Origin of the sequence: Pseudovibrio sp. Ad37 (assembly GCF_001623075.1) — a bacterium.
GTDB lineage: Bacteria > Pseudomonadota > Alphaproteobacteria > Rhizobiales > Stappiaceae > Pseudovibrio.
Genome location: NZ_LMCF01000198.1, coordinates 1 through 12,672, shown reverse-complemented (window position 1 = coordinate 12,672; position 12,672 = coordinate 1). Strand labels below are relative to the sequence as shown.

General features: G+C 46.7%; 14 protein-coding genes. All 14 read left to right on the top strand.

Going from position 1 to position 12,672, the window contains the following annotated elements; all coding sequences use genetic code 11:
- Positions 1-786 (top strand): phage baseplate assembly protein V (locus PsAD37_RS28455; RefSeq protein WP_342633594.1); only part of this gene is annotated, 786 nt, incomplete at its 5' end.
- 1 nt (position 787) lies between these two features.
- Positions 788-1,708, top strand: a complete 921-nt coding sequence (locus tag PsAD37_RS21225) for a DUF4123 domain-containing protein (RefSeq protein ID WP_063297836.1) — start codon at positions 788-790, stop codon at positions 1,706-1,708.
- A 10-nt stretch (positions 1,709-1,718) separates the two neighbouring features.
- Positions 1,719-3,074 (top strand): hypothetical protein, encoded by a 1,356-nt coding sequence (locus tag PsAD37_RS21220; protein ID WP_063297835.1) that lies wholly within the window; start codon positions 1,719-1,721, stop codon positions 3,072-3,074.
- 12 nt (positions 3,075-3,086) lie between these two features.
- The gene (locus tag PsAD37_RS21215; protein WP_063297834.1) at positions 3,087-3,797 is read left to right on the top strand and encodes an HNH endonuclease; all 711 of its coding nucleotides are present in this window, start codon (positions 3,087-3,089) and stop codon (positions 3,795-3,797) included.
- A 37-nt stretch (positions 3,798-3,834) separates the two neighbouring features.
- Positions 3,835-4,389, top strand: a complete 555-nt coding sequence (locus PsAD37_RS21210) for an SMI1/KNR4 family protein (RefSeq protein ID WP_193778318.1) — start codon at positions 3,835-3,837, stop codon at positions 4,387-4,389.
- 46 nt (positions 4,390-4,435) lie between these two features.
- Positions 4,436-4,990, top strand: coding sequence for a hypothetical protein (locus PsAD37_RS21205; RefSeq protein WP_063297832.1), 555 nt, complete (start codon positions 4,436-4,438; stop codon positions 4,988-4,990).
- A 40-nt stretch (positions 4,991-5,030) separates the two neighbouring features.
- Positions 5,031-5,585: an SMI1/KNR4 family protein gene (locus tag PsAD37_RS21200; protein ID WP_063297831.1), complete on the top strand. Its 555-nt coding sequence runs from the start codon at positions 5,031-5,033 to the stop codon at positions 5,583-5,585.
- 130 nt (positions 5,586-5,715) lie between these two features.
- Complete coding sequence (locus tag PsAD37_RS21195; protein ID WP_063297830.1) at positions 5,716-6,219, top strand: SMI1/KNR4 family protein; 504 nt, start codon at positions 5,716-5,718, stop codon at positions 6,217-6,219.
- Between the two features lie 118 nt (positions 6,220-6,337).
- Positions 6,338-6,799, top strand: a complete 462-nt coding sequence (locus PsAD37_RS21190; protein WP_063297829.1) for a hypothetical protein — start codon at positions 6,338-6,340, stop codon at positions 6,797-6,799.
- On the top strand, positions 6,799-7,302 hold the full coding sequence (locus PsAD37_RS21185; protein ID WP_063297828.1) for an SMI1/KNR4 family protein: 504 nt from the start codon (positions 6,799-6,801) through the stop codon (positions 7,300-7,302). Before PsAD37_RS21190 ends, PsAD37_RS21185 begins: the two co-directional genes overlap by 1 nt.
- A 391-nt stretch (positions 7,303-7,693) precedes the next feature.
- On the top strand, positions 7,694-8,560 hold the full coding sequence (locus PsAD37_RS27890; RefSeq protein WP_084408021.1) for a PAAR domain-containing protein: 867 nt from the start codon (positions 7,694-7,696) through the stop codon (positions 8,558-8,560).
- Positions 8,561-8,639: 79 nt separating this feature from the next.
- Positions 8,640-8,906 carry an HNH endonuclease gene (locus tag PsAD37_RS27885; protein ID WP_082827091.1) on the top strand — a complete coding sequence of 89 codons (267 nt, stop codon included), beginning with the start codon at positions 8,640-8,642 and terminating at the stop codon, positions 8,904-8,906.
- Positions 8,899-9,363: an SMI1/KNR4 family protein gene (locus PsAD37_RS21170; protein WP_063297826.1), complete on the top strand. Its 465-nt coding sequence runs from the start codon at positions 8,899-8,901 to the stop codon at positions 9,361-9,363. Before PsAD37_RS27885 ends, PsAD37_RS21170 begins: the two co-directional genes overlap by 8 nt.
- A 3-nt stretch (positions 9,364-9,366) precedes the next feature.
- Complete coding sequence (locus tag PsAD37_RS21165) at positions 9,367-12,396, top strand: DUF6531 domain-containing protein (protein WP_063297825.1); 3,030 nt, start codon at positions 9,367-9,369, stop codon at positions 12,394-12,396.
- The last annotated feature ends 276 nt before the right edge of the window (positions 12,397-12,672 follow it).

The window sequence follows — 12,672 nt, the reverse complement described above, 5'->3', positions numbered from 1 at the left end:
GGCCACATCGCCATCCCCCGCATCGGTCACGAAGTCATCGTAGACTTCCTCGAAGGCGACCCAGACCAACCCATCATCACAGGGCGGACGTATCACAACAATAACAAGAGTCCCTACACCCTGCCGGACTTTAAAACGGTTATGACAATCAAGTCGGATACTCACAAGGGTGTGGGTTCGAACGAGTTGCGGTTTGAAGATCAGGCCGGGATGGAGCAAGTATATGTCCATGCCCAAAAAGATCAGGACATCGTTGTCGAGAATGACCGGCGTGAACATATCCGGCATGACCGGCATCAGATTGTCGAGAACAACCGACACCTGCTGGTCAAGAACAACCATTATCAGCACATAGCAAAAGATGAATATCGTCGCATTGATAATGAGACGAACTGGATCTTCGGCGGCAAACTGCTTTTCAAGGTCTATAACGCCCTGCATACAACGGTTTACGGGGCTGTTGTGAACAGTTTTCGTGCTAACCGCTCCACCATGATCAAGGGATCGGACAGCCTCAAGGTTGAAGGAGGCTCGACGACAACCATTTTGGGCAAGACCACGGTCAAGGCACCCAATATTGTTCTGGAAGGCACCGAAGAACTGACCATCAAGGGTCCGGGTGGTTTCGTCAAGATTGATTCCGGCGGGGTTACGATTGTCGGCAACAAAGTGAAGATCAACCAGGGTGGTAGCCCGGGCACGGCGGCGGATGCCGCCCCACCACCGGCTGAAGAGCCAACGGACCCGAAAGCTGCTGAGCTTGCAACCGACCGGGGATACAGGTGATATGGCGTTGTCCTATACCAATATCCCTGACCATGTCAGCTGGGATGATCTGGCATCTCTTCGTGATGAGGGCAGATTGTTTGCTCTTGTTGATGCCTGCGGGAACAAGGATGTTCCTGGACATGTGGCTGATTTGAAAGAGGATGGCTTTTGTCTCTATGAGGAGCTGGCCGAGGATTATTACAATACGGAAGCGCCCCATCTTGTCCGACCCAAGGACGAGATGTGGGAGCATATTGTTAGCCTGACGCAAAGTGATGATGCTTGGGGCTTCTTTCTCGAGACATCTGATAGGGTTGCTACGTCCCGTCTCGTTCAGCATTGGCGGAACTGGGTAAATGTCTATCCGCCCAAAGGGAACACAACTGTTCTCTTCCGTTTTTATGATCCGCGCCTTCTCGAAACATTTTTGAGCTCAATGACACCAGAAATGGCCCAAGCCTTCTGTGGTGATTTAGGGGCTTTCCATATCGCACCGAACAGCAAGGACAAACGCTTTTATACCTATCGCATCAATCACACCGAAGAAGCCGGGATTGCCAGCCTTCCGCCCTACCGGGTAGGTGCCAGGCAGTTCGAAGCATTGCGGGGCAAGCAGACTGAGCTTCGGCATGAACGCATTTTGGATTTTCTGCGTAAGGGCTTTGGTGAAAAGTTGACTGACCGCGGTGATAAGGACTTGCTAGCACTCGTTGCAAGATCGGAGAAAACCGCCAAAAAGCTTGGATTTGAAATGGAACGGGACAAGGTGAAGTTCATTGTCCTGACGACTGCTTTTGGTGAGGGCTTCCACGAAAATGGCGTGCTGCCAGAGGCGAAGTCCATTCTTTCCGGGCCAGATTTTATGTCCGGGCAATCAAAAATCGAACGATTGACGCAGGTGGCCAGGCGCAAGGATGCGTCCAGGCTGGGTGCAGCATAGGGCAGGGGCAATGACACAGGCAGAAACAGCAGGCGGTCAGCCAACCGGAGATGTGATTGACCTGGCCGATCTTGACTTTTCGACAGTCAAGGAACACCCGGACAGGATTTGTGACCATTGTCCGAATGCATTGGCCGTTTTTGTTCATTATGAGGATTTTTTTCCGTCTCCAGGGGCTCCGTTTCACTTGATACTGGAGGGGGGAGCGGAGACCAATGGCACCTGTGGTGACAACGGCATGGTGGCGATATATGGCCTGCCAAACGAGGCTGCCATGGTGCTGGCCGGTGAGGATGCCATTGAATACAAGCCGGAAAACCAGCAGAAGCGGAATCCAGATTATCTGATAAACCAGGATATTGTTCGTGCGCGTCTTGCGCGGGATGAAGCGGAGCGCATGCGCGACGAGATTGACGGTACTGCGCTTGGTCGTCTGTTTGGTGGGCTGGACGATGATACACAGCGAAAAGTCAATGAATATAAACGGATTGAGGAAAATGCGAGAAATACCCTACGGAAACTGGATGCTGATGATGAAAGCTGGTTTGGCTGGATATGGGGTGCGCTGCAAGGAGAGTGGAATGACAATCCGACAACCGGGCAGATTATCTTCGATGCAGCGCTGACGGCCATTCCTATTATCGATCAGGTTGGCGATCTCAGGGATGTTTCTGCGATTGTGCTCAAGCTTTGTGACAGCAAGGTGCGGGAGGAAGAAGGCTGGTTGCTGTGGCTATCGCTAGGTATTTGCACCATCGGGCTGGTCCCTACTGTTGGATCGGTCGTCAAGGGGGTTTTCAAAACCATTTTCAATGCCTGCAAACCGTTTTTGAAGGCGACAGGCGATTTCCTGAAATCCTTCAAGAAGGCCGCATCACCAGAAATGATCAATTCCGTCATGGCTGTGGCGCGCTTCTTTTCTTCCGGCAATGCCGTCAAATGGCTTCAGGATCTGGCAGCCGATTTTCAGAAACTGATCAAGGAGGCTATGGGCCTCTTCAAAAAGTTTCTGGCTACGATGCAGCAACAAGCCAGTAAGGCGCTGGCAGAAGCACGGGCAAGCTGGACCTTGTGGGGATTGCGTGACACGTCCGGGTTGATCAAAGCAGCGGAACTGGCAGTTAGCAAGATTGTAGAATTCGCATCCAAGGCAGTTGGTATGGTCGAAAAAGCACTCGGAAAGCTCGACGATGTGTTTCAGGAATTTGTTCGCAAGATCATCAAATTTGCAGTTGGTAATCTGCGTGATGAAGACACGATCCGGGCTCTGACAAAAGATGCGGTGACGATTTTTAAAAATGCTGCGGCTAGTGGTGCGGCGGCTGGTGGAACGGCCTCCGCACTCCAAGCCAGTGCGCCGAGCTAAAAGGAGAGAGATATGGCAAAAGCTCCTTCATCAGCAGCTCGAAATGCTGGTCAGTCCGGATTGATCGCTGGTCGAAAAGCAGGCGGAGAAGCCGCCAGGCTGAACGGGATGACCAATATCAAAAAGAATGGCAAAGCTCCCGATGTTATTGACAGTTCAGCTGACGCAGCAAAAAAAGCAGAGCCTCCTAAAAAAAGTGTGCTGGATGATCATCCAAATGCAAAGCCCATAAGCGCGAAGGATCTTGAGGAAAAACTCGGTCGTCACAATGCTGGCACCAACGCACCTAAGTTCAAGGATTGGGAGGAAAGTGGTGGCTGGCTGAAACACGACCCTGATACAGGGGCTGTGATCTATGGCAAGAATATGAACACTTCGACAAAGGGGAATATGGATGTTGAAATCCCCTATGTGAATGGTAAACCAATCTTCGACGACTTTACAGATTACACGACGCAAATTCGACCTTTTCAAGGTGATCGAGTCGATGATTACTATGAAGCTAATAAAAAGCTCATGAATGAAAAACGGCAGAAGGCGGAGGAAATCGGTGTGGTCAAGAAAAAAAAGAATGAGGCAAAGAGGTCTAGACCCCAAGCCAAGGGTGATACGGGTAGACAAAAATACGTTTGGCACCATCATGAAGATGGAACGTCTATGTTGTTGGTCGATTTTGAAGTACACGATCTATTTGATCACGCTGGAGGACACTCTGGGAAATGAAGTTTTATCGACGTACAGCTGAATAAAGGGGTTAATGATGCAAAAACTTTTCTTCTTGAGCGAGTTTGAAACTGGCGATGTAACACTTTTTGATAAATGGGCGGAAAAACATTTTGGTGTTGGTTTACCAGATGATTTTCTTTCTTTCTTGCAAAAAAATGGCATCGGAGCAGACCCCATACCGTGTCAATATGATGGCAAGATTGGTATGGATCGGATGAAAATCGAAGAGTTTTATGGATATTTCCCGCCTGATGATCAGCAATCCATACAAACCCAAACTAATAAAGCTGTCGTTAATGATCGCATAAGTGGTGATATGTTGTTGTTTGCCTACGGTGGAGGGGGGCATTTGAAGTTTGCTTTGGCGATAAAGGAGCCACACAGAGGTAAGGTTTTTGCCTTTGTTGATAGTGGTGTTTATCTGGAAGGCGACCAGGCTAGGCTGGAAAACGGAGCTCTGCATCTTGCCAACACATTTAGCGAGTTTATTGATGGTCTTTTTGCAGATGAAGACGACCTTGATGATTGGGAAGATTCTATGGATTACTTACCTGATGAAATTAAAGAGAAATTTGGTTCTGGCTCATAAAGCGTAACGGCGTGTTGTTGGGTGAATAGTGCAGGCTGGTGCGGGTATGCATAAAGTGAAATTTAGGAGCCCTCTTCCCAGTAAAGGCCTGGAAAGGGGTATTGCCTATCACGAGAATGCATTTGGGTTCAGTTTTCAGGATCACGAAAGCCTGAAGCAATATTTGGCATTTTATCGGAACTGTGGGGCAGGTTATTGGCCTCTTCCTCACCGCTATGAAACAAATCAAGGTTCTCTACTAATTACGTTTTTTGCGAATCTTGCTCCACATCCAGAATATTCATTTGATGACGACGGAGATTCTGTTTTCTCTTGTACAAAAGCGCTTGAAGGTTCGATGATACGAGGTAATGTCAATGACGCCCTTATCATTGCAGGCGGAACGCATTTGTCGATTGGATTGGTTATCAGGGGCAAGTGTATTGGTAAGGTGTTTGCGCTTGAGGATATCAAGCCTCTAGTTCTTGATGATGAGATGGATGACATACCCTCTGATATTGAAGGCATAACCAAACTCGGCGATAGTTTTGAAGAATTTATCGATGCCCTGACAGCAGATGAAGAGGAAATTGAGGAATGGGAGGAGGATCATGGCGAGTAATTTTACCGGATTAACTTTTTTGATGTAGGCAGGTAAAGCTTTGCAAAAACTTTTCTTCCAGAGTGAATTTGAAACTGGCGATGTAACGCTTTTTGATAAATGGGCTGAAGATTATTTTGGTATTAAGTTACCAGAAGATTTTATAGATTTTATAAATAGTAATGGTGTTGGAAGAGAACCTATTCCTTGTCGGTTTGATGGAAAAATCGACATGGAAGAATTGATTATTGAAGCGTTCCTTCGGTTGTCTCCTTCTGATAATTTAGCATCTATTCAAGCTAGTACCGATCGGGCTATTGGCGAAGACTGGATAAGTGATGATTTTGCTATGTTCGCTGAAGGAGCTGCAGGTCATTTAAGCTTTGTCCTTGCTGTAAAAGGGCCGCATAGGGGCAAGGTTTTTGCCTTTGTAGATAGCGGTGTTTATCTGGATGGAGACCAGATCAGGCTGGAAAATGGAGCTTTGCATCTCGCCAATACATTTAGCGAGTTTATCGATGGTCTTTATGCAGATGAGAACGACATTGATGATTGGGAAGATTCTATGGATTACTTACCTGATGAAGTCAAAGAGAAATTTGGTTCTGGCTCATAAAGCCGATCGTCGTGTTGCTGGGTGAGTGGTTTAGGAATACAGGACTTGCAGAAGATTTTCACGTTAATAGAAAAGCCATAACTGGTTGCATCCCTGAAGATACTGCCACGAGGTTTGGGAATTAAAAATAATGCCTCATATCGATCCGATTGCAAAACCTGCTGATGAAAGGGAAATTAAAGCCTTTAAAGCGTGGGCTAAATATCCGGTTCCTGATGATTATCTTGCTTTTTTGAGAAAGTATAATGGTGGATATCTGGCTGGAGTTAGACCCGGTTTTTATAACAGGGATGATGAAACGGTGGCCTGTGTTTCAAAATTTCAGCATATTTCTAGTGATCCTGAAAAATGCATCAATGATCTTTTTCGAAAGAATTTTTCCTTTTCCGATGTGATGATTGAAACTGATGATATTCGAGACAACTATTATGCGCCTGATTATTATATCAAAATTGCAAATGGTGCGCAGCATGAACATATATTGATGGACCTGAAAACAGGCCGTGTTTTTGGTTTTGATGATGAGACAGAAGAAGAGCTGGAAACAACGGAAGAGTTCCTAGAAGAATGCTTATTTCTTGCAGATAGTTTTGATAGTTTTTTCTCGCAAATTGTTGATGAACTGACTGATTAAATTTACCTGAAATTTGCTTGTCTAATGAATTTGCTGCGCAATGATGAGCAGAGCAAGCTTTTAAAAGGCGCCTGAAAACCAATGGCACCACAAGGGGGTAGCAAAGCGAAATAAGAAAATGCCAGTTTACTATGCAAAAAACATTGAAATGGATTTTTCAAGATTTGGTAATGTTCTTCCGTTTGAAGAGGACGATGTTGCTCGCCTTTTGAATTTGTCCGATCAGATTGAGCCTGGTTTTGTTGAGTTCTTTAAAAAGAATAATGGAATCGAATTGTGCCTAATCTATAAAGATGATTACGCCTTGGCTGATATTTCATCTATTCAAAGTATTCCAATAGTTTGGGAGAAGAATAAGTCTGAATTTAAACACATGGCGAATTATATTCTGATTTCCTATGGACCGACATACCATGAGGAATTTTACTATAAAATTCGAGGTAATCAGGCTCGGAGTGTTTTTCTTTTAGATCATTCAAATGAAGTGCATTTCGATGATGAGAGTTTTGAAGGGAAAGGCGTAACTCATCTGACTTCTTCATTCGATGATTTTGTTAAAAATCTTTATTATGAGGAATGATGCCTCTTATCGATCTGACTGTGCAGCCTGCTGATGACAGGGAAATTGAAGCCTTTAAAGCGTGGGCTAAATATCCGGTTCCTAATGACTATATTGCTTTCTTGAGGGAGTGTAATGGCGGATATCTGACGGGGGAGGATCCATGCTTTTATAACAGTAATGATGATACGGAAGCCTGTGTTACGACTTTTATGCATGTATCTGAAGAAATAGATAAATGTATTAATAAAATATTTGAAAAGCGTTTCGCCTCTTACTCGGTTCCTTTTAATACTAAAGATATGAGAAATAACTATTTTGCTCCTGATCATTACATCAAAATTGCGGATGGTGCGCAGCATGAACATATAGTGATGGATCTGAAAACCGGCCATATTTTTAGTTTTGATGATGAAATAGAAGAAGAACTGGAAACAACAGAAGCATTCTTGGAACATTGCTTATTTCTTGCAGATAGTTTCGACAGTTTTTTCTCGCAGCTTGTTGACGAAGGGCCAGAGTGAGTTTGACTGAAACTTGATTGGCAGTCGAGTTTGCAGTGCTTAGATGAGTGTCTAGTTCAGAGTCGACGTGCAGACTATAAAATCTGGATATCCAGATTTAAACGAGCACTAGATACGGGAATTTCCTATCATGGAAAGGCGTTCGAGTTCAGTTTCCAGGATCATGAAAGCCTGAAGCAGTATCTACGTTATTGCAAGGAAAGCGGAACAGGATCTGGCCCTCTGACGTGCCTTTTTGAGAAGGGTAATGGATCTTTTTGTATTGAGTTTTTCGCGCGTCTTGCTCCGCATCCAGAGTACGGGTTTGCGTCGGCCACCACTGTTGTTTTTTGTCAGGGCTCGTTGCGGGCTTCATCGGATTTTGATTTTTTGATTTTGAAGGAGAGGCGAAATGCCAAAAGCAGCACGATTGGGAGATATTGGGTCAGGCCATGGCTGTTTTCCCCCGACACCGGCTATTAGCGGTTCCGGCGATACCTTCATCAACGGCAGAAAGGCCGTGAGGCTGGGTGATGCATTTGCGCCGCATGGCTGTCCCCAATGCCCTCCTCATCCACGTTCCCTGTCTGCCGGATCTGCTACCGTGTTCATCAACGGCAAAAAAGCAGGTCGTGTGGGGGATAGTATCTGCTGTGGCGGCTCTGTTTCAGCCGGCTCCGGTGATACCTTCATTGGTGATGTGGGAATGGGTGGTTCTCTGAAGAGCTGCATGAAAGGCGCAAAGGATAATGCATCGCCCTTGCTGGATCCGGGTTTGAGCAGGCTGGAAGATCCTGCGTCGGTCGAATTACTCGCCTTCAAGGAGGCTCTGTCTATGCCAGTGCCTGAGCTAGGTGCATTCGTGCAGGATCAGCTCGTTTCAATTCTGGAAAGTGGAATTCAAGACATCCTTTCCCACCATGTTGCCTTGCATCTGCCCCAAGTTGGGCTGGAGGGCCTGACAAGTAAAGCTCTTGATGCGCTCAACACTAAGGTGTTGCAGAGCGACGCTCTGATTGGCGCTCTGAAAGGGAAGGTGCCGGAAGTTACCTCTCAGGCTGTCTCCCGTGTTACTCAGAATTTTTCCGATGCCGTGTCGTCCGCGATCTCGTTAGGGGAGCCACTGTCTGCGACCTTGCCGAATATTCCAGATAATCCGTTAGTGGGAGGATTGCATGATCTGGCCCAATCCGGAAACCCGGCAAAGCTGGATTCTGTATTGCGCCCGCAGGCCTCGGATATGTGTGTAAAGCTCATGGCAAATGCCTGTGGTCTCTGAGTTTGCCCGAACGTAGTTGAAGTTTAATCGGTCTTCACGCCTACACAAATTGATTTTAAGGGTGCAGACACGAACATGCATGCAAGAAACAGGTCGGATTGGATCTGTCAAAGCGAGATTAAAAGAGAAAAATATGACTGTATCAAAGACAGCTAAACCCAGTCGGGTACGTGACTGTTACATGGCAAACCAGCATGCAGGGCATGTCAGAACTCCAAAGGGGTTTACCTGGCACCATGATGGCGCCAATCCGGGTACATTGCAACTTGTCGATTCCAGCATGCATAACGCCTTTCCTCACTCCGGTGGTGTTTCGGTAATCAAGGAGCAACTGAAGAATGGCTAAGGCAGTGATATTGGACGCTTCCACCGGGCTTGATGAAGCAGGTCTTGCAACTTTGGAAAAGAAACTGGGGCTCACTCTACCAGCAGATTATCGGTCGTTTTTGTCTCAGCGAAATGGCGGCAGACCGGTACCAGAATGCTTCTCGTTTCTTGATGATGATGGCCCGTATAGCGACTCTTTGGTGGACTGGTTTTTGTCAGTTGGAACTGATGATCCGTCGGATTTGCTGGAATATTACTCCATGTATGTTGAGGAGGAGCGTGTTCCATCCCATATGCTTCCCATTGCGCATGATCCGTTCGGTAACCTGATCCTGCTGTCCTTGTCTGGAGATGATGCAGGCGCGATATATTTCTGGGATCATGAAAATGAAGGGGACGCTGATTACAGCAATCTGAATTATATCGGGAAAAACTTGGATCATTTCCTTGAACGTCTCTTCAGCTTTCAGGGCTGACATATGTCCATACTTTATGACCTTTATGATTATCGGGGGCAGAGGCCTGGAAACACCCGGCTTGTGGATTCAATTTTCAATCCTCTCTCTGGTGAGGCGACCTTTTCCAGAACTGATCTTTATTATCCGGGAAAAATTCCCCTCTTTTTGACCTCGACCTGGCAGTCCATGTCACTTTTCAACGGACAGACTGGCGAGGGATGGATTGATAACTGGAGCCTGTATGTTCTGCCGGGCCCGGAATGGTTGAGCCTTCACCTGCCAACGGGTGAGATAGCACGTTTCCAGATACCCTGGTCCGGGGGAATTTCCACCAATCCTGTTGTAAAGGACTGGAAGCTTGAAATCCTGAATATGCGCCCGACCTTTCGGGTAGCAGGGGGATTGTTTTACGAGTTTGGTTTGTCGAACGGTAAAAAAGTTTTTCTGCGCAGGCTATATAATGAAGCTGGCGATGAAATCCGTTTCAAACGATCAGCCTACGGAAATTTGACCAGTGTTTCCCGCAGTGACGGGCTGCATCTTGATATTCATTGTGATGATTTGCAGATCAATCGGATAAGCGAGCGGGATCGGGTAACCGGTCAACTAAAGGATGTTGGTTCCTATCGATATGATGATGGCAGGCTTGTACAGGTTCGCTCGGCATATGCCGGAGAGTGGGCCTATATGTATAATGACGACGGGAAGCTTACCCACCGGGTGAGACCTTCAGGTGCGTTTGAAGCCTTGCAGCTAGATAGTGATAACCGGCTTTTGAATAGGCGCTTCAGGCATGGCATGGCGCCCTTGGAATGTGCCTATCCGGCCACTGACACGACGATAATCCGCCGTGGTGGAGATGCAATAACCGAATTCAGCATTGATTGTGACCAGGCCGTTCTTTCCTCTTTCAGGTTGGCAGATGGGCGAACCGTCACCTATCACTGGCAAGATGGCCGCTTGCATCGGGTGGAGGCAGGTGAAGATACAAGTCTGGAATTCTCATATGAGGATGAATGGGGCCTGCTCGCGTCAATAGAGGATGGTGATCAGGAGCTTTTGAGAATTGGTTATGACGATGCCGGAAATCCGCTTTCGATGAATTTCCGGGGTCTGGAATGGTTGCTGAAGTATGCTCAAGATACGAAAGCCCTGTCGGAACTTAAAACGCCAGATACCAGCTTCTGCTTCACAGACGGGGTGATACAAACACCTCGATTAGCCCGATTTTCTCCATCAGAATTATTCGGTTCTTTGGCTGAGATTGTACGAAAAAGGCCTTTGTCGGTAGCCGGTCTCATTGAATTGCCGCAGTCTGTTCAAGAGGGTAGAGCTGAGATATTGCTTGCCCATATGCATGATATTCTTTCGGCTCCTGTTGAAAGAACCACCTGGCGAGCAGCTCTTTCCGGGGATCCTTCTTGTATTCATGTAGACCTGCCTCATAATCTTCTGGACCGTATGTCCAGTTTGTTTCATGCGGCTTTTCTGGGGGTATCTGAGCCTTTGTTGTCTCCTTTTTCCTCCAATGTGGTGCCTGCATCGCATCTTCAGTTTTACCATGCTGATAATCACTCTGATTTTGTCGAGATTGGAACCGAAGTTATTGGTCGGGATGTCTTTGGTCGCCCGGTCGGTTTGGAGGATCGCTCCGTCGAAGTGGGTTTCAGTCGTTCCGGGTTTATAAATGGTCTTGCAGTTGCAGGTAGTTCCGAAGAATGGACCTTTTCCTCAACGGGTGCTGATGTGTTTGACATTGCCCGAACAGCTCATTTGGCAAGATCCGAACAATCTGATGGAAACATCAAAACCAGTGTCCATCAATGGGATGCAAACTTGACTGACCAACCTCAGCAATCGCTGGATGCTGCGTTTGATGGCGTTGGTCGCCTTTGCAGTTTGACCGATGGTCAGCAGGTTCTCAAAAGAAATTATTTGGGAACACTTCTTGAAACGGAACAGATTGACGACAGGGTTTTTCGCTACACCTATGATGATACTGGTCGGTTAAGTGCTGTTACAAGTGATCACTTTTTTGCTCAGATTGAGAGGGCCGAGGGTTGCGACATCCTAAAACTGAATGGGCAAAAATTTAAATGCTATTCAGATCAAAGCTGGCAAGTTATCGACGATCCTGACCACGCGATTTTTCGATTCAATACCGAAACTGACTATGTAACCGGAATTGTCCAATCGGGGACTATTGATAATCAGCATGGCATTCAAACCAGTTTTTCAAGGAGATTTTCCGACAAGGAAGGCGAATGCATCGACGCTTCAGGAACAGATCGCTACACATTAAGAGCAAATGGGTTTGTCTGCGAAAGTGCGGGTTTCTACCTAAATGTGAACCAAGTGGATGATTATTTGAGGATTGACTTGAATGGTCAGGAACTGCTGATCACAGATCATGGTGACCGGTTTGCTCTGGAGTCCAAAGGTCGAGAAGTGGCATTTAATACTCAGCATAATCCTGCTGGGGCTATTCAAACCGTGACGCTCGTTGCGGATGACCGGGATATTCTATGCTACGAATTTGATCGTGATGTTGTTGGTAGGGTTAAGTCCATTCGATTTTCCAACTTGCTTCCAGGATTTTTGCAAAACTCAAGGGCAAGTAATCTTCATGATGAGGTAGATCTGAATTATACTCTTACGGGTCAGATTTGTGATGTCAGAATGAAGGAAATCGGGGGAACACGACGCTTCTGTAGCCCTTATTATGCTGCAGGACATCACTGGTTTATGATTCTGGATAATGAACCGGTTTCGTGTCTACCCTGTATGAATGGGGTGCTGCTCAGAACCGACGATAAGACACGCTATACCTTTCCCTTCGATCACACTCTTTTCGGTGCTGATGCTTCTTCGCGAATAGCCGTACGTATGTCAAAACTGAACAGCTTTGGAATGTTTAGTGGTATGTTTTATGTCCTGTCGCGGCTGCAGGTTCTCGATAACTTCTTTCCTTTTGGTCAATTGATCCCCGAAGGTCTGATATGGCCTCAAATACCGTTCTGGAAGGGACCTTACGGGGCGCCATCAAGTTAACTCTGACCCCAGTTTTAATGAGTAAGCGAGGACTATGACCTCAGTTCCGATCAGTTACAAGCACCACCGGTTTCTGCCTTAAATCATTGCCCACTGTTGTGAATCGGCATGCAAAATTGACCCGGTTAGGTGGGTTATGAGCGTTTAAGATTGACCCACCTGTTTGTTAGGATCCGTGCATTTAGCGCGGGGCATGAACGGGTGATATTGATGGAAAGTGCAGCCAAGATCCGCCGTCTTGTTTTACGGGATGGTCGAAGTGTCCGGTCGGTCAGT

Excerpts from the sequence above, each read along its gene's own strand:
- PsAD37_RS21190 (WP_063297829.1), top strand. The coding sequence starts at position 6,338 with ATGCCAGTTTACTATGCAAAAAACATTGAAATGGATTTTTCAAGATTT.
- PsAD37_RS21170 (WP_063297826.1), top strand. The coding sequence starts at position 8,899 with ATGGCTAAGGCAGTGATATTGGACGCTTCCACCGGGCTTGATGAAGCA.
- PsAD37_RS21195 (WP_063297830.1), top strand. The coding sequence starts at position 5,716 with ATGCCTCATATCGATCCGATTGCAAAACCTGCTGATGAAAGGGAAATT.
- PsAD37_RS21205 (WP_063297832.1), top strand. The coding sequence starts at position 4,436 with ATGCATAAAGTGAAATTTAGGAGCCCTCTTCCCAGTAAAGGCCTGGAA.
- PsAD37_RS21220 (WP_063297835.1), top strand. The coding sequence starts at position 1,719 with ATGACACAGGCAGAAACAGCAGGCGGTCAGCCAACCGGAGATGTGATT.
- PsAD37_RS21210 (WP_193778318.1), top strand. The coding sequence starts at position 3,835 with ATGCAAAAACTTTTCTTCTTGAGCGAGTTTGAAACTGGCGATGTAACA.
- PsAD37_RS21215 (WP_063297834.1), top strand. The coding sequence starts at position 3,087 with ATGGCAAAAGCTCCTTCATCAGCAGCTCGAAATGCTGGTCAGTCCGGA.
- PsAD37_RS21165 (WP_063297825.1), top strand. The coding sequence starts at position 9,367 with ATGTCCATACTTTATGACCTTTATGATTATCGGGGGCAGAGGCCTGGA.
- PsAD37_RS27885 (WP_082827091.1), top strand. The coding sequence starts at position 8,640 with ATGCAAGAAACAGGTCGGATTGGATCTGTCAAAGCGAGATTAAAAGAG.
- PsAD37_RS21225 (WP_063297836.1), top strand. The coding sequence starts at position 788 with ATGGCGTTGTCCTATACCAATATCCCTGACCATGTCAGCTGGGATGAT.
- PsAD37_RS21185 (WP_063297828.1), top strand. The coding sequence starts at position 6,799 with ATGCCTCTTATCGATCTGACTGTGCAGCCTGCTGATGACAGGGAAATT.
- PsAD37_RS27890 (WP_084408021.1), top strand. The coding sequence starts at position 7,694 with ATGCCAAAAGCAGCACGATTGGGAGATATTGGGTCAGGCCATGGCTGT.